Below are 16,902 nucleotides of genomic sequence, written 5' to 3'. Positions count from 1 at the left end.
GATGGGGCGTGTGGCGGTGGGGCGTGTGTATCGGGTCACACCCTTGCCCGGCCCGTGCCGAGCGTCAATGGCCGTCGACGCGTCCGACCGCCCGCCCGCTCTCAGATCTCGCCGCCCTCGGGCGCCGCGGCGGCCGCGCCGCGCACCGGCAGGGTCGCGAAGACCTCCGGCGGCTCACGCCACGGGTCGGGCAGCGTGCCGGCGCGGCCCTGCTGGACCGCCCGCCACACCCGCTCGGGCGTGCAGGGCAGGTCGACGTGCCGCACGCCGAACGGGCGCAGCGCGTCGACCACGGCGTTCTGCACGGCGGGCGTCGCCCCGACCGTCGCGGACTCCCCGATGCCCTTCGCCCCCAGCGGGTTGAGCGGCGTCGGGGTCTCGGTGTTGGCCGTCTCGAACGTGAACAGGTCGGCCGCGGTCGGCATCCGGTAGTCGGCGAGCGTGGCGGTCAGCGGCTGGCCCTCCTCGTCGAAGAGGACCTCCTCGTACAGCGCCTGCGCGATGCCCTGCGCCAGACCGCCGTGCTGCTGCCCGGTGACGAGCAGCGGGTTGAGGATCCGGCCGCAGTCGTCGACGGCGACGTGCCGGCGCGGCGTGACCTTCCCGGTCTCGGTGTCGACCTCCACGACCGACACGTGCGCGCCGAACGGGAAGGTGGCGCCCTCCTGGCGGAAGTCGAGCCCCGCGTGCAGCTGCTCCCCCGAGTCGGCCGCCGCGGCCGCGGCGACCTGCGCCCAGGTGACCGTCACCGACGGGACCCCGGCGACGCCGAACTCCCCGTCGCCGGTCTCGTCGTTCCGGGTGAGCTCCACGTCGCCCTCGGCCGCCTCCAGCAGCGCAGCGGCCTGCCGCTTCGCCTGCTCCAGCACGTCGTCGGCGGCGACCAGCACGGCGTTGCCGCCCAGCTGCAGCGACCGGGACCCGCCGGTGCCGCTGCCGCGCGGCACGAGCGCGGTGTCGGACTGGACGAAGGTGAAGCGGTCCATCGGGATGCCGAGGCGGTCGCTCGCGAGCATCGCGAAGGCCGTCGGGTGGCCCTGGCCGTGGCCGGACGTGCCGGCCGAGATCGTCGCGCTGCCGTCGGCGTGGACGGTGACCGAGCCGAACTCCGAGCCCCCGCCGCCCGCGGTGATCTCGACGTAGACGCAGATCCCGATGCCCAGCTGCACCGGGTCGCCGCTCTCGCGGCGCGCGGCCTGCTCCTCCCGCAGCTTGTCGACGTCGGCCAGGCGCAGGGCCTCGCGCAGCGGCAGGTCGTAGTCGCCGACGTCGTAGCGGGCGCCGGGCAGCGTGGTGTGCGGGAAGCCCGCGGGGTCGAGGAAGTTGCGGCGGCGCAGCTCGGCCGGGTCCAGACCCAGCTCGTCGGCGGCCATGTCCATGATCCGCTCGAGGTGGGCGGTGGCCTCGGGGCGCCCGGCGCCGCGGAAAGCGCCCATCGGCGTGGTCGTCGTCAGCGCGACGGCGGCGTCGTAGCCCAGCCGCGGGATCGCGTAGACGCCCTGGCTCATCGTGTAGGTCGGGCCCAGGGCGAGCGCCCCGCCGAACCCGGCGTAGGCGCCGGAGTCGGCCACCACCCGCGCGCGCAGGCCGGTGATCCGGCCCTCGCGGGTGAGCCCCAGCTCGTAGTAGGCGATCTGGCCGCGTCCGTGCGGCATGGAGACGAGGTTCTCCGAGCGGGTCTCGCCCCAGCGGACCGGGCGGCCCAGCGCACGGGCCGCGCCGATCGCCACCGTGTGCTCGGCGAGCACGCCGGCCTTGCCGCCGAAGCCGCCGCCGACGTGCGGGGTGATCACCCGCACCTGCTCGGGCTCCAGCCCGAACAGCCCCGCGGCCTGCGCGCGGAACCCGTGCGGCATCTGCGTGGAGACCCGGATCGTCAGGCCCTCGTCGCCGGGCTCCACGAGGATCGCGTTGCCCTCCATCGGCAGCACGGCGAGCCGCTGGTTGACCATCCGCGCCCGGACGACGACCTCGGCGTCGTCGAGGACGTCCCCGCCGCTCGCATCACCGTCGCTGCGCACGCCGCCCGCGAGGTTGGTGTCCTGCCCGGCGTACTGCGGCACGGCGTCCGGGGCCAGCGCGGCCTCGGGGTCGACGACGGCGGGCAGCGGGTCGTAGTCGACCTCCACCAGCTCCGCGGCGTCGACGGCCTCCGCGGGCGACGCGGCCACGACCACCGCGACCGCCTCGCCGACGAACCGCACGGTGCCGGTGGCCAGCGGCGGGCGCGGCAGCGCGGGGTTGAGCACCATCAGCCCGTGGTGCGCGGGCAGCTCGAGGTCGTCGGCGGTGAACACGGCGACGACGCCCGGCGCGGCCGCCGCGGCCGCGGTGTCGATGCCCGTGACGCGGCCGTGCGCCAGGGGCGATCGGACGAAGGCGAGGTGCAGCACGCCGTCGACGGGGTGGTTGCCGACGTAGGTGCTCGCGCCGGTGATGAGGTCGCGGTCCTCGACCCGACGGACGGACGTGCCGAGAATCGATCCAGCCATGCCGGACACGCTATCGGGTCATGTCAGCGGTTGCTTGCGGTTGACGGAACCTCTCCGAACGGGGAGGGTCTCCACCCGGAGACCCCGCGTCGAGGGACCTCACGGTCCCGCTGCGCGTTCCCCGGGGGGTCGGACTGGTCGGGGGCCGGTCCGGCCTCCCGACCCGTACGTAAGGTGGGCGCGTGACCGAGTTCCGCCACACCGACGTCCTTCCGCTGGGCCCCGACTCCACCGAGTACCGGCGCCTGGACCTCCCCGCCGGAGAGGTGGTGGAGGCCGCGGGGCGCACCTTCCTCGAGATCGCCCCCTCCACGATCACCGCGCTCGTGCGGGAGTCGGTCCACGACATCCAGCACTACCTGCGCGCCTCGCACCTCGCGCAGCTCCGGTCGATCATCGACGACCCGGAGGCCTCGCCCAACGACCGCTTCGTGGCCACCGACCTGCTGCGCAACGCGTGCGTGTCGGCGGGCGGCGTGCTGCCGATGTGCCAGGACACCGGCACCGCCATCGTCATCGGCAAGCGCACGGAGACGGTGCTCACCGGCGGCACCGACGAGGAGGCCGTCTCACGCGGCATCTTCGAGGCCTACGACCAGCTCAACCTGCGCTACTCGCAGATGGCGCCCACGTCGTTCTGGGACGAGCGCAACACCGGCACCAACCTGCCCGCCCAGGTCGAGCTGTACTCGGTGCCCGGGCAGACCCCCAAGTACGAGTTCCTGACGATGGCCAAGGGCGGCGGCAGCGCCAACAAGACCTTCCTCTACCAGGAGACGAAGGCGCTGCTGAACCCGAAGAAGCTGGCCTCGTTCCTCGACGAGAAGCTGCGCTCGCTGGGCACCGCGGCCTGCCCGCCCTACCACCTCGCGGTCGTCGTCGGCGGCATGTCGGCGGAGTACACGCTCAAGGTCGCGAAGCTCGCCTCGGCGCGCTACCTCGACAACCTGCCGGCCGCGGGCTCCGAGCTCGGCCACGCCTTCCGCGACCACGACCTGGAGAAGCAGGTCCTCGAGCTCACCGCGCAGTTCGGCATCGGCGCGCAGTTCGGCGGCAAGTACTTCTGCCACGACGTGCGCGTGGTCCGGCTCCCCCGCCACGGCGCCTCGCTGCCCGTCGGCATCGCCGTCTCCTGCTCCGCCGACCGCCAGGCCAAGGCCAAGATCACGCCCGACGGCGTGTTCCTGGAGCAGCTCGAGCGCGACCCGGCGCGGTTCCTGCCCGAGGTCACCGACGACGGGCTCTCCACCGACGTGGTGCGCGTCGACCTCAACCGCCCGATGAGCGAGATCCGCGAGCAGCTCTCCGCGCTGCCGGTGAAGACGCGGCTGTCGCTGTCCGGCCCGCTCGTCGTCGCCCGCGACATCGCCCACGCCAAGATCGCCGAGCGGCTCGACGCGGGCGAGGAGATGCCGGCCTACCTGCGCGACCACCCCGTCTACTACGCCGGGCCGGCCAAGACCCCCGAGGGCTACGCGTCGGGCTCGTTCGGGCCGACCACCGCGGGGCGCATGGACTCCTACGTCGCCCAGTTCCAGGCCGCGGGCGGTTCGCTGGTGATGCTGGCCAAGGGCAACCGCAGCCGGCAGGTCACCGACTCCTGCGCCGCCCACGGCGGGTTCTACCTCGGCTCCATCGGCGGCCCCGCCGCACGGCTGGCGCAGGACTGCATCCGCAAGGTCGACGTGCTGGAGTACGCCGAGCTGGGCATGGAGGCGGTCTGGAAGATCGAGGTCGAGGACTTCCCGGCGTTCGTGGTGGTCGACGACAAGGGCAACGACTTCTTCTCCGAGGTCAGCGCCCCGACGCTGCAGATCGGCTTCCGCCGGTCCTGACCCCTGCTCTGCGGCGGGCGGTCAGGGGCCGGCGCGGTCCAGGACGGCGCGGGCCATGCGCACGTGCACGTCGTCGACCATCTGCCCGTCGACGAGGCCGACGCCCTGCGCGGACGCCTCGACGACGGCGCGGGCGTGCGCCACCTCGGCCTCCGACGGCGTGAACGCCTCGTGCGCCAGCGCCACCTGCGCCGGGTGGATGCAGAGCTTGCCCGCGTAGCCGAGGTCGCGGGCCTGCGCGGCCTCGCGGCGGAACGCGTCGTCGTCGCGGACCGCGACCACGACCTGGTCGAGGACCGGCACGCCCGACAGGCGCCCGGCCAGGGCGACGCGGCTGCGGGCGTAGAGCACCTCGTGCCCGCCGGCGGTGCGGCGCCCACCCAGGTCGGCGACGTAGTCCTCGGCGCCGAAGTAGGCCGCCGCGAGCCCGCTGCCCTCGAGCAGGGCGCGGCTGTCGGCCACGCCGAGCGCGGTCTCCAGTCCCCCGACGACGACCGCGTCCGGCCCGAGCCCCGTGCGCACCTGCTCCACCTGCCCCGGATGCTCCAGCTTGGGCAGCACCACGCCGTCGGCGCGCGTTCCCGCCACCGCGGCGAGGTCGTCGGCGAACCAGGGGCTGCCGGGCGGGTTGACGCGCACGAGCACGACGGCGTCGACGTCGAGCACCGCCAGCGCCGCGACGACGGTGGCCCGCGCGGTGTCCTTGTCCCCGGCCGCGACGGCGTCCTCCAGGTCGAGGACCACGCCGTCGGGCCGCGAGCGACCCACCTTGGCGATCATGTCGGCGCGCCCGCCGGGGACGAACAGCAGCGACCTCACGCCGGCCTGCACCGCATGAACGCCGCCCGCGTGGCCCGGCAGACGACCTCGCCTCGCTGGTTGGACGCGTCGTGGCGGAACGTCACGATGCCCGCGTCCGGCCGCGACGAGCTCCTCCGCGCCTCCATCACCTCGGTGACGACGCGGATCGTGTCGCCCGCGAACACCGGCTTCGGGAACTCGATGCCGGAGAAGCCGAGGTTGGCGATCGTGGTGCCCAGCGTCAGCTCCGGCACCGCCAGCCCGACGACGAGCGCGACGGTGAACATCGAGTTCACCAGGGGCTTCCCGAACTCCGTGCCGGCCGCGAACTCGGCGTCGAGGTGCAGCGGCTGTGGGTTCATGGTCATCGTCGTGAACAGGACGTTGTCGGTCTCGGTGACCGTGCGGCGCGTGGCCGCCTCCACCACCGTGCCGACCGTGAGGTCCTCGAACCACATCCCGCTCATGTGTCCTCCTCGCCGGCGCTCGTCGGCCGCGTTCGCGGCGCTGCTGCGTCTGATGGTGAGCTCGCGGGCTCGCTCACGCACGCACCCCCTGCGCGGCCACGACGGCCGCCACCGCGTCCAGCGCGGCCGGGTCGTCCATCGCCGACGTGTCGCCGGTGGCCCCGCCGTGCACCACCACGTCGCGCAGCAGCCTGCGCATCGTCTTCCCCGTGCGCGTCTTGGGCATCGCCGGGGTCACGAAGATCCGGTCGAGCCGCGCGTAGCCGCCCATCTCCCCCACGACCCGGGCCCGGATCTGCTCGGCCGCGCCCTCCCCCGCGCCCTCGCGCAGGGTCACGAACGCGATCGGGACGGTGCCCTTCGTGTCGTCCGGGACGCCGACGACCGCGGCCTCCACCACGTCGGGGTGCGCCGTCACGACCGCCTCGATCTCCATCGTCGAGATGCGGTGCGCGGCCACGTTGATGACGTCGTCGGCGCGGCCGAGCACCCACAGGTGCCCGTCGTGGTCGAGGACGGCCTCGTCGTTGGTGGCGTACTTTCCGGGGAACCGGGAGAAGTAGGTGCTCAGGTACCGGTCGTGGTCGTCCCAGACCGTGCGGGCGAGCGTCGGGAACGGGCTGGTCAGCACCAGGTTGCCCTTGACGCCCGGCGCGACCGGCGCGCCGTCGTCGTCGAGGATCTCGAAGGAGTGCCCGGGCACCGGAGTGCCCACCGAGCCCGCCTTGAGGTCCTCGGCGCCGTACACCGGATAGGTCCAGGTCGAGCCGGTCTCGGTCTGCCCGTAGGCGTTGACGACGGGCACGCCGAGCGTCGCGGTGGCCCAGCCGAACGTGTCGCCGTCCAGGGGCTCGCCCTGGACCGTGACGAGCTTGAGCCCGGGCAGCGGGTGCGCGGCCGCGAGGTCGTCGCCGAACTTGCGCAGCATCCGGACCAGCGTCGGCGCGCACAGCACCTTGGTGACCGCGTGCCGCTCGCAGACCTCGTAGAACCGGGAGGTGGTCGGCGTGTCCAGTGCGCCCTCGTAGCAGGCGATCGTCATGCCGCAGGCCAGCCCGCCGACGACGGCCTGGATCGGGAACGTCAGCCAGCCGACGTCGGCCGCCACCCAGTAGACGTCGCCCGGCTCGTACCCGGCCTGCCAGTGCGCGTTGGCCCAGGTCCCGAGCAGGAAGCCGCCGACGCTGTGCACCACGCCCTTGGGCTTCGACTCGGTGCCGGAGGTGAAGATGAGGAACGAGGGCTCGTTCGGGTCCAGCGGCACGGCCGGGGTGCCCGCCGCGCCCGACTCCAGCACGTCGGCGTAGGCGTGCTCACCCTCGCCCAGCGGCACGTCCTCCCCGGTGCGGTCGACCACGACCGTCGCCCGGACCGACGGCGTCCGCGTGCGGGCCGCGCGCAGCGTCTCCAGCAGCGGCACCGGCTTCGTGCGCCGGTAGATCGCGTCGGCGACGACCACGACCGTCGCGCGCGCCGCCTGCAGCCGCGACGCGACCGCCTCCTCGCCGAACCCGGAGAACAGCACGGTGTAGATCGCGCCGATGCGGTTGCAGGCGTGGATCGTGGTGAAGGCCTCGACGAGGTTGGGCATGTAGATCGCGACGACATCGCCCTTGCGCACGCCCAGGCCCAGCAACCCGGCCGCGAGCCGGGAGACCTCGCCGGCCAGCTCGGCGTAGGTGACGGTGCGGGTGTCGCCGGGCTCGCCCTCCCACACCACGGCGGCGCGGTCGGCCGTCGCGGGGTCCTCGGCCCAGCGGTCGACGCAGTTGTCGGCCACGTTGAGCCGGCCGCCCTCGAAGTAGCGGAAGGCGTCGATCTCCCCGGTGCGGACGCTCGTCCACGGCGTCGACCAGCGCTGCTGGCGCGCCACCCACTCCCAGTAGGCGTCCGGCCCGTCCAGCGCGCGGGCGGCGGCGAGCTGCTCGACGCGCTCGGGCACCGTCCACTCGGGGCGGAGCGGGACGATCGGGCTGTCCAGCAAGTGCGTGAGGCTGTCTGCGCTGTTCTCGGACATCGTCGTCCTCCAGGTCACACGGGGCTGATGGGGTGGTGGCGGCGGCCGGTCGAGCGCGTCCAGCGGTCGGCGTCGACCATCCGCGCGACGAGCTCCGCGCGCAGCCGCGCGGGCTCCACGACGGCGTCGACGACCAGCTCGGACGCCATGCGGAGCAGGTTGATGTCGGCCTGCTGCTCGGCGGTGCGGGCGGTGACGAACGCGGCGCGCTCGTCCTCGTCCCCGATCGCGGCGATCTTGTTGGCGTACACCGCGTTGACCGAGGCCTGCGCGCCCATCGGGCCGATCGTCGCCGTGGGCAGCGCGAGCGTGGCGCGGGGCTCGAAGCCCGGCGCGCACATCGCGTAGAAGCCGGCGGCGTAGGCCTTGCGCAGCACCACCGAGTACTTGGGGACCTCGGCGCTCGCCATCGCAGTGATCATCTTCGCGCCGTGGCGGATGATGCCCGCGCGCTCGACCTCGACGCCGACCATGAAGCCGGGCACGTCCTGCAGGAACACCAGCGGCATGTTGAACGCGTCGCACAGGCTCATGAAGCGGGCGGCCTTGTCGGCGGAGTCGACGAAGATCGCACCGCTGCGGACCATCGGCTGGTTGGCCACGATCCCGACCACCCGCCCGTCCAGGCGCGCGAGACCGGTGACCATCTCCTGCGCCCAGCGCGCCTTGATCTCGAAGAACGTGCCGGCGTCGACGAGGCGGTCGACGACGTCGCGCACGTCGTAGGCGGTGTTCGGGTCGACGGGGACCAGGCCGTCCCAGTCGTCGCGCTCGGGCCCGCGGGACTCCGCGCGCGCCGGGGCGGAGCGGAAGTCGTCGGGGAGGTAGGACAGCAGCAGCCGGGCCGCGGCGACGGCCTGCCAGTCCTCGTCGAACACCTCGTCGCCGCAGCCGGAGACCTCGGCGTGCATCATCGCGCCGCCCATCTCCTCCAGCGTCGTGCGCTCGCCGGTGACCTTCTCGGCGACCCGCGGGCTGGCCAGGTACATCGAGGCGTTGCCCTCGACCATGCCGACCCAGTCGCAGAACGCGGGCATGTACGCCCCGCCGGCCGCGCTCGGGCCGTGCAGGCAGCACAGCTGCGGCACCCGCCCGGACAGCTTCACCTGCAGTTGGAAGATCGCGCTGGCGCCGCGGCGGCCGGGGAAGAAGCCCATCTGGTCGGTGAGTCGCCCGCCGGCGGAGTCGACGAGGTAGACCACCGGCAGCAGGTCGCGGTCGGCGCGCTCCAGGATGCGGATCTGCTTCTCGCAGGTCAGCTCGCCCCACGATCCGGCCTTGACGGTGAAATCGTGCGCGATCACCGCCACCGGGCGGCCCTCGACGCGCCCGACGCCGGTGATGACGCCGTCGGCCGGCAGCGCCCCGTCGCGGGCGGCGGTGGCGAGCAGCCCGTCCTCGACGAACGAGCCCGGGTCGACGAGCACCGCGATCCGGTCGCGGACCGGGAGCTTGTCGGGCCAGCGGGCGGGGTCGCCGCCGGCGAGCGCGACGGTGGTGGCGTCGACGACCTCGTCGACCCGGATCTCGCCGGCCGGGTCCGGTCCTCCCTGGGCCACCGCGTGCACCTCCCCGGCCGGCGCCGCGCCGTCGACGGTGCGGGTCACGACGCCATGCCGCGCGTCAGGATCTCCAGCTGGATCTCGTCGGTGCCGCCGCCGATGCGCAGGATCCGGGCGTCGCGGTAGTGCCGCGCGACCGGCGACTCCTCCACGAAGCCCGCGCCGCCGAAGAGCTGCACGGCGTCGTCGACGATGCGGTTCGCCGCGATCGCGGCCACGTATTTGGCCCGCGCCACCGACCTCCCCGCCTCCGGGTGGCCCGCGTCGAGGCGCGCGGCGGCCTGGTAGGTGACCAGCCGCGCCGACTCCAGCTCGATCTCCATCGTGGCGAGCTTGTGCCGGATCGTCTGCAGGTGCGTCAGCGGCGCCCCGAAGGCCTCGCGCTCGCGGGTGTACTGCAGCGCCAGGTCCAGGCACTCCGCGGCGTGCCCGAGGCCCATCCCGGCCAGCGCGATGCGCTCGAGCTGGAAGGCCTCCATGATCTGGTAGAAGCCGCGGTTCTCCTCGCCGAGCACGTCGTCGGCGCCGACGACGACGTCGTCGAGCACCACCTCGCGCGTGTCCGAGGAGTGCCAGCCCATCTTGACCAGCGGGGTGCCCGTCGACACCCCCGGTGCGTCGGCCTCGACCAGGAACAGGGTGACGCCGCCGCGGCCCGCGTCGCCGGTGCGGGCGGCGACGACCAGCAGGTCGGCCAGCCCGGCGTTCGTGATGTACATCTTCCGGGCGTTGAGCACCCACCCGTCGTCGGTGCGGCGGGCGGTGCTGGTGACGCCCGCGACGTCCGACCCGGTGCCGGGCTCGGTGACCGCGATCGACGCGACCGCCTCCCCCGAGGCCAACGGACCCAGCCAGCGCTCCTGCTGCGCCGCGGTGCCGTGGCGGACCACGTGCGGGGCCGCCATGTACGCGCTGACCAGCGCCGTCACCGCGATGCCGCCGCTCGCCCGGGCCAGCTCCTCGGCGAGCAGCGCGACCGTGACGCTGTCGCCGCCCCCGCCGCCGTGCTCCTCGGGCGTCACGAGGCCGAGCAGCCCGGCCGCGCCGAGTCGCTTCCACAGCTCGTCGGGGAACGTGCCCGCGGACTCCGCGGCGTCGACCAGTGGGCGCACCTCCCGGTCGACGAACGTGCGGCAGGTGTCGCGGAACGCGTCGTGCTCGGCGTCGAGCTCCCAGTTCATGCAGTACCCCTCCATCGTTCGACCGCCCGGTCGGTCGAACCCAGTAGAGTGGCTGCCGCCATCCCTGTCAACACGGGTCCGTGTCCCGCCCCGACCCGGGATACGGTCACCGCGATGCCTCCCACCTCCGCCCGCGCCGACGCGCAGCGCGCCCGCGTCCTCGCGGCGTCCGTCGAGATCTTCGGGACGCGCGGGTACCGGGCCACGTCGATGAACGAGATCGCCGCGGGCGTCGGGCTGTCGAAGCCGACGCTCTACCACTACTTCCGCAACAAGGAGGAGCTCCTCGTCCGGATCTACTCCGACGTGCTCGACGAGAGCCTGCGGATGGCGCAGGAGACGGTCGCGGCCGCGGCCACCCCGTTCGACGGGCTGCACGACCTGCTCGTCTCGCGCGTCGTGCACACCTGCGAGAACCGGGAGCTGCTCAAGATCTGCTTCGAGGAGGAGGACGAGCTGCGGCCCGACCTCGCCGAGGAGCTGATCGTGCGCCGGCGCCTGTTCGAGGACGTCGCGGTCTCGACGCTGCGCCGCCACCTCGACGAGCACCCCGACGTGCGGCTGGCGATGGCGCCGAAGGTGTTCGTCAACATGTGCCTGGGCGCGGTCAACTGGACGTACAAGTGGTACCGCCCGACCGGCCCCCGCACCCCCGCGGAGCTGGGGCGGGAGATGGCGGACGCCCTGCTCGCGGTGCTGGTGCCGCCGGCCTGAGCGGGCCCTCCCCGCTCAGCCCAGGCGGCGGGGGCCGCCGTCGTCGCGGCTGGGGGCGGGACCGAGCACGACCCGGGCGCCGGTGACGAACACGCCCTGCGCCGAGGCCAGCACCGGGTCGAGCGCGAGCGAGCGCACCTCCGGCAGCTCCTCCGCGATCTTGCCGACGCGCAGGACGATCTGCTCCAGCGCGTCGAGGTCGGTGGGCTCGCTGCCGCGGTAGCCGGCGAGCAGCGGCGCGGCGCGCGGGCCGCGGACCAGTGCGGCGGCGTCCTGGTCGGAGACCGGTACCACCCGGAACGCGCGGTCGCCGAGCAGTTCGGTGGCCACCCCGGACAGGCCGAACGACAGCAGCGACCCGAACGACGGGTCCTCGACGACCTCCAGCACGCACGACAGGCCCTTCGGCGCCATCCGCTGGACGTACACCTCGTCGTCGCCGGTGAGCGCGACGAGGTCCTCGACCGCCCGGCGGACGCCGGGGGCGGTGCCGATGTCCAGGCGCACGCCGACGAGGTCGGTGCGGTGGCGCCAGCGGTCGCCGACGGCCTTGATCGCCACCGGATACCCCAGCTCGTCGGCCGCGGCCGCCGCGGCGTCGGCGCCCCGGACGCGGCGGAAGGCGGTCAGCGGGATGCCGAAGCAGTCGAGCAGCGCCACGGCGGACTCGTCGTCGAGCCGGCCCTCGGGGAGCGTGGCCACCAGCGCGCGGGCCCGGTCGAGGTCGATGCCCGCGGGGGTGACGAACTCCCCCACCGGGCGCGAGCGCCAGCGGGCGTAGCGCGAGACGCGCGCCAGCGCCGCGACCGCGCGCTCCGGGCTGGGGAAGCTGGGCACCGAGCCCGGCCCGGGCGAGCCGTCGGGACCGGGCAGCGCCAGCTCGGCGGGCACACCCTCCACGGCCAGGAACACCGCGACCACCGGCTTGCCCGACCCCGCCACCGCCTCGCGCAGCGCGCGGGCGTACTCGGCGCCGGGGATGGCGATCGGCGGGACGAACACCGCGACCAGCGCGTCGCACTCGTCGCTGTGCACCGCCGCCGACACCGCCGCGGCGAACTCGCCGGGCGAGGCCGCCGTGCCGACGTCGACGGCCGGGCCGGCCGGGTCGAGCCCGGAGTCGAGCAGGCCGTCGGTGACCAGCAGGCCCAGCGCGGTGGAGTTGCCGACGACCGCGGTCCGCGGCCCGTCGGGCAGCGGCTGGTAGGCCAGCAGCAGTGCGGTGTCGAACAGCTCCGAGAGCGTCTCGACGCGGATCACGCCGGCCTGCTCGAACAGCACCTTGACGCTGGCGTCGTCGATCGGGGTGGAGACCTCGGCGTGCGCCGGGATCGGCGCGGAGTGCCGCCCGCTCTTGACCGCCACGATCGGCTTGGTGCGGGCCAGGCGCCGCGCGAGCCGGCCGAACTTGCGCGGGTTGCCGAACGTCTCCAGGTACAGCAGCACGACGTCGGTGGCCGGGTCGGTCTGCCAGTACTGCAGCAGGTCGTTGCCGGAGAGGTCGGCGCGGTTGCCCGCCGAGACGAACGTCGACAGCCCCAGACCACGCCCCCGCGCCGCCGCGAGGATCGCGATGCCCAGCGCACCGGACTGCGAGAAGAACCCGACCCGCCCGCGCCCGGGCAGCGTCGGCGCCAGGGTCGCGTTGAGCCGGACCTCGGGGTCGGTGTTGGCGACGCCCAGCGCGTTGGGGCCGATCACGCGCATGCCGTGCGCGCGGGCCTCCTCCACCAGGCGGCGCTGCGCCCCCGACCCGTCGGCGCCGGAGTCGGCGAACCCGGAGCTGACGACGACGAGCGCCTTCACGCCCTTGGCCAGGCACGAGTCCATGACCTCGTCGACGCCCGCCGCGGGCACGGCGACCACGGCGAGGTCGACGTCGTCGGGGATGTCGGTGACCGAGGGGTAGGCGCGCACACCGCGCACGGACCGCGCCTCGGAGTTGACCGGGTAGACGGGCCCGGTGAAGTTGCCGCGCAGCAGGTTGGCGAAGACCGCGTGGCCGATCTTGGACGGGTCCGTGGACGCCCCGATCACCGCGACCGACGTCGGGTGCAGCGCGTTGTGCACGCTGCGGGCCTCGGCGCGCTGCTCGCGGGAGTCGCGCACCGCGAGCGACTTCTCCGTGGGGTCGATGTCGAACTCCAGGTGCAGCACGCCGTCGGCGAACTCCCGGCTCACCTGGTAGCCCGCCTGCCGGAACACCCGCACCATCGCGTGGTTCTCGACGAGCACCTCGGCCTCGAACCGGCGCAGCCCGTTCTCCCGCGCCGCGGCGGCGAGGTGCTCGAGCAGGATCGAGCCGAGACCGCGGCCCTGGTGGGTGTCGCGGGCGACGAAGGCCACCTCGGCCGAGTCGATCCCCGCCGTGCCCTCGGTGCCGCCCGGGCCGCCGTCGCCCGGCAGCCCCTCGTAGCGGCCGACGGCGATGATCTCGTCGCCGAGCAGGCAGATGAACGCCACGCGGGAGCGGTGGTCGACGACGGTGAAGCGCTCCAGGTCGCGCGGGGGGATGCGCGGGTAGGGACCGAAGAACCGCAGGTAGCGGGTGCGCTCGGACAGGCTCTCGTGGAAGCGCAGCAGCGCCTCGCCGTCCGAGGGCAGGATCGGGCGCAGGTGCACGATGCCGCCGTCGGAGGCCACGACGTCGGCCTCCCAGTGGCGGGGGTAGCCGGGGCTGGCGGCGGGCGGGTCGGTCGGCGGAGAGGCGGCCTGTCCGTCGGCGCCGGCCGGCCCGGCAGTGCCCGCTGCCCCGGCGGCGGCCGCGCCGTTCGCGCCGGTTCCGCCCACCCCGGCCGCGCCGCTCGCGCTCTCTCCGGCCGCGCTCCCTCCGGCCGCACCGTCCTCGGCCGTGTCGCGGTCGGCGTGCGGGGAGCGGGTCATCGCGGGTCCTGTCCGGTGGGCGCGGGGGTGCGGGGAGTCAGTCGCGGGGGTCGTCGGGGTCGAGGCCGTGCAGCGGGAAGACCGCGCGGCGGGTCTCCAGGATCGCGGTGTCGACCCGCTCCGCGACATCACCCCACGGGGCGAACGAGGGGTCCTTCCCGTCGGTCATCGACGTGGGCAGGGCCTCCCGGGTCAGGCCCGCGGTGTGCGCGACCCAGTCGGCCGGCAGCGGCCGCGCCGGGTCGACGTCGCGGTCCAGCACCGTCGCCAGCAGGTGCGTCCAGGAGCGGGGCACCACCCGGAAGAGCGAGTACCCGCCGCCCCCCAGCACCAACCACTTGCCGCCCGCGGTGCGCTCGGCCAGGTCGCGCAGCGAGCGGTAGATCGCCCGCTGCCCGTCGATCGAGAGCTCCAGGTTCGCCAGCGGGTCGTCGGAGTGGGTGTCGGCGCCGCACTCGGTGACCAGCACCTGCGGCCGGAACGACTCCAGCAGCGACGGCACCACGGCGTGGAAGGCGCGCAGCCAGCCGGCGTCGCCGGTGCCGGGGGGCAGCGGCACGTTCACCGCGTAGCCCGCGCCGTCGCCCTTGCCGTACTCCCCCGGCCAGCCCGTGCCCGGCCACAGCGTCAGCGGGTGCTGGTGCATCGAGATCGTCATGACGCGCGGGTCGTCGTAGAACGCGGCCTGCACGCCGTCGCCGTGGTGGACGTCGACGTCGACGTAGGCGATGCGCTCGTAGCCCTGCTCCAGCAGCCATGCGATCGCGACCGAGCAGTCGTTGTAGACGCAGAACCCGGCGGCGCGGTCGGCCATCGCGTGGTGCAGCCCGCCCGCGAGGTTGACCGCGCGGTCGGCGCGGTCCTCGGCGATTTCCCGCGCCGCGAGCAGCGAACCGCCCGCGATCAGGGCGCTGGCCTCGTGCATGTCGAGGAAGATCGGGTTGTCCTCGGTGCCGAGCCCGTGGCCGACGCCGAAGGGCTCGTGCGGCGCGCTGCGGACCGCCGTGAGGTAGGAGGGCACGTGGACCCGCAGGAGGTCCTCGTCGCTCGCCTGCTCCGGGGCCAGGACCTCGACGCCGTCGAGCACGCCGAGCCCGGCGGCCAGGCGCATCGTGAGGTCGAGGCGCACGGGGTTGAGCGGGTGGTCGTCGGAGAGCTGGTAGCTCAGGAACTCCGGCGTCCAGACCACCGAGGTGCGGGGACTCATGACCGCGACCGTAGGCGATCGGGGGCGTTGTGCGGCACCCTCACGCGCCGCCCGTCGCCACGGGCCGCCCGAGCGCGCACCAGTTCGACCAGGAGCCGACGTAGAGCGCGAGCGGGTCGTCTGCCCGCCGCACCCCGGCGTGCTCGGCCGCGAGCACCAGCGCCGCCGCCGTGACGCCCGAACCGCAGTAGGCGGCGGCCGGGTCGCCGTCGCGCACGCCCAGGGCGCGCAGTCGCTCCGCGAGCACCTCCGGCTCCGGCCAGAAGCCGTCGGGCCCGAGCAGCTCGGCGGCGGGCAGGTTGACCGCGCCGGGCACGTGGCCCGCCACCGGGTCGAGCGGCTCGGTCTCGCCGCGGAACCGCGGGCCCGACCGGGCGTCGACCAGTGCGCCGCCCGCGTCGACGACGCCCGCCGCACCGTCGGCGTCGAGCACGGGGACCGACCCGGGCTCGACCACGACGTCACCCGCCACCGGCGGCGTCGGCTCCCCGGTGACGGGGAGGCCCGCGGCGGTCCACGCCGCCCAGCCTCCGTCGAGCACCTGCACGCGCTCCGCGGGCAGCCCGGCCCAGCGCAGCAGCCACCACGCGCGCCCGGCCATCGTGGCGTCGCCGTGGTCGAGCACCACGACGTGCGAGGAGCCGCGCACCCCGGCCGCGCGCAGCGCGTCCTGCAGGCGCCCGGGCTCGGGCAGCGGGTGGCGGCCCTCCGGTCCCGGAGGGGACGCGAGGTCGGTGTCGAGGTCGAGGTACACCGAGCCCGGGACGTGCGAGGCCGCGTACTCCTCGCGCCCCGGCGGACCGCCCGGACCGGCCACCGGCGGCCGGCGCACGTCGATCACGACCGGTCGCGGGGCGTCGGGGGCACCCTCGAGGAGGGCGGACAGCTCGGCGGGACGGATCAGCGGGCTCGTTGCTGCAGGCACGGGGCACATCCTGCCCGCCGGGCGGTCCGGGATGCGGGACGACCTCGGGGGCGTTGCCCGGATAGGATGGCGGACGACGAAGGGGCCGAGTGCGTGAACGAGCTCATCGATACCACCGAGATGTACCTCCGCACGATCTACGAGCTGGAGGAGGAAGGCGTCGTGCCCCTGCGGGCGCGGATCGCCGAGAGGCTGGGCCAGAGCGGCCCGACCGTGAGCCAGACCGTGGCGCGCATGGAGCGCGACGGGCTGGTGGTGGTGGCGGGTGACCGCCACCTGGAGCTCACCGACGCGGGCCGCTCCCGCGCCGTGGCCGTGATGCGCAAGCACCGCCTGGCCGAGCGCCTGCTCACCGACGTGATCGGCCTGGAGTGGGAGCTGGTGCACGCCGAGGCGTGCCGCTGGGAGCACGTGATGAGCGACGCCGTGGAGCGCAAGCTCGTGGCCCTGCTGGACAACCCCACGATCTCCCCCTACGGCAACCCGATCCCGGGCCTCGACGAGCTGGCGCAGCACCAGTCGGCACCCGGCGGCCCGCCCACCCTCGAGGTGGGGCTGCAGCGGCTCGACGAGTTCGCGCGGCGCGGCGGCGGCACCGTCGAGGTGCGCCGGATCGCCGAGCACGTGCAGATGGACGCCACGCTGATGGCGGAGCTGAAGGGCTCGGGGATCGTCCCCGGGCACGACGTCGAGGTGCACTCCATCTCCCGCTTCGGCGACGCCGTGCCGGTGACGTCGGAGGGCGAGGGATCCTCCGTGGCGCCGCTCATCGCGCACGCGGTGCTGGTGCGCGCCCGCTAGGAGCCGCTGCGCGGGCG

Annotated in this window: 12 protein-coding genes; 3 read left to right on the top strand and 9 right to left on the bottom strand. The window is 74.5% G+C overall.

Annotated elements, in window-relative coordinates:
* Window positions 1-101: 101 nt before the first annotated feature.
* A complete protein-coding gene (locus I4I82_RS24785; protein ID WP_218590597.1) occupies window positions 102-2,492 on the bottom strand; it encodes a xanthine dehydrogenase family protein molybdopterin-binding subunit in 2,391 nt (796 codons plus the stop codon).
* Window positions 2,493-2,674: 182 nt separating this feature from the next.
* Between I4I82_RS24785 and I4I82_RS24780 the strand changes: the two genes are divergently transcribed.
* Window positions 2,675-4,327 (top strand): fumarate hydratase, encoded by a 1,653-nt coding sequence (locus I4I82_RS24780; RefSeq protein ID WP_218590598.1) that lies wholly within the window; start codon window positions 2,675-2,677, stop codon window positions 4,325-4,327.
* Between the two features lie 21 nt (window positions 4,328-4,348).
* On the opposite strand, the gene I4I82_RS24775 is transcribed toward I4I82_RS24780, so the two are convergent.
* From I4I82_RS24775 to I4I82_RS24755, 5 genes are all read right to left on the bottom strand, one after another.
* The gene (locus I4I82_RS24775) at window positions 4,349-5,146 is read right to left on the bottom strand and encodes an HpcH/HpaI aldolase/citrate lyase family protein (RefSeq protein WP_226370239.1); all 798 of its coding nucleotides are present in this window, start codon (window positions 5,144-5,146) and stop codon (window positions 4,349-4,351) included.
* Window positions 5,143-5,595, bottom strand: coding sequence for a MaoC family dehydratase (locus tag I4I82_RS24770; RefSeq protein WP_218590599.1), 453 nt, complete (start codon window positions 5,593-5,595; stop codon window positions 5,143-5,145). Before I4I82_RS24770 ends, I4I82_RS24775 begins: the two co-directional genes overlap by 4 nt.
* Window positions 5,596-5,668: 73 nt before the next feature.
* Window positions 5,669-7,579: an AMP-binding protein gene (locus I4I82_RS24765; protein ID WP_225920677.1), complete on the bottom strand. Its 1,911-nt coding sequence runs from the start codon at window positions 7,577-7,579 to the stop codon at window positions 5,669-5,671.
* A gap of 47 nt (window positions 7,580-7,626) precedes the next feature.
* Window positions 7,627-9,219: an acyl-CoA carboxylase subunit beta gene (locus I4I82_RS24760; protein WP_226370238.1), complete on the bottom strand. Its 1,593-nt coding sequence runs from the start codon at window positions 9,217-9,219 to the stop codon at window positions 7,627-7,629.
* Complete coding sequence (locus tag I4I82_RS24755; protein WP_225920676.1) at window positions 9,216-10,370, bottom strand: acyl-CoA dehydrogenase family protein; 1,155 nt, start codon at window positions 10,368-10,370, stop codon at window positions 9,216-9,218. The genes I4I82_RS24760 and I4I82_RS24755 overlap by 4 nt, the downstream gene beginning before the upstream one ends.
* Window positions 10,371-10,469: 99 nt before the next feature.
* Between I4I82_RS24755 and I4I82_RS24750 the strand changes: the two genes are divergently transcribed.
* On the top strand, window positions 10,470-11,069 hold the full coding sequence (locus I4I82_RS24750) for a TetR/AcrR family transcriptional regulator (protein ID WP_218590601.1): 600 nt from the start codon (window positions 10,470-10,472) through the stop codon (window positions 11,067-11,069).
* Window positions 11,070-11,084: 15 nt separating this feature from the next.
* On the opposite strand, the gene I4I82_RS24745 is transcribed toward I4I82_RS24750, so the two are convergent.
* Genes I4I82_RS24745 through I4I82_RS24735 form a run of 3 tightly spaced genes read right to left on the bottom strand, consistent with a single transcriptional unit; the run spans window position 11,085 to window position 16,093 of the window.
* Entirely contained in the window at window positions 11,085-13,952 is a 2,868-nt protein-coding gene (locus tag I4I82_RS24745; RefSeq protein WP_218596053.1) for a bifunctional acetate--CoA ligase family protein/GNAT family N-acetyltransferase, read from the bottom strand.
* A 37-nt stretch (window positions 13,953-13,989) separates the two neighbouring features.
* Window positions 13,990-15,159: an acetoin utilization protein AcuC gene (locus I4I82_RS24740; protein WP_218596052.1), complete on the bottom strand. Its 1,170-nt coding sequence runs from the start codon at window positions 15,157-15,159 to the stop codon at window positions 13,990-13,992.
* 40 nt (window positions 15,160-15,199) lie between these two features.
* Entirely contained in the window at window positions 15,200-16,093 is an 894-nt protein-coding gene (locus I4I82_RS24735; protein ID WP_218594739.1) for a sulfurtransferase, read from the bottom strand.
* An 84-nt stretch (window positions 16,094-16,177) separates the two neighbouring features.
* Here I4I82_RS24735 and I4I82_RS24730 point away from each other — a divergent pair, with 84 nt between their 5' ends.
* Window positions 16,178-16,885, top strand: coding sequence for an iron-dependent transcriptional repressor DtxR (locus tag I4I82_RS24730; RefSeq protein ID WP_172166336.1), 708 nt, complete (start codon window positions 16,178-16,180; stop codon window positions 16,883-16,885).
* Window positions 16,886-16,902: the final 17 nt, after the last annotated feature.

Source organism: Pseudonocardia oceani, from assembly GCF_019263585.2.
GTDB classification, from domain to species: Bacteria; Actinomycetota; Actinomycetes; order Mycobacteriales; family Pseudonocardiaceae; genus Pseudonocardia; species Pseudonocardia oceani.
This window is presented reverse-complemented; position numbering and strand designations above follow the sequence as displayed.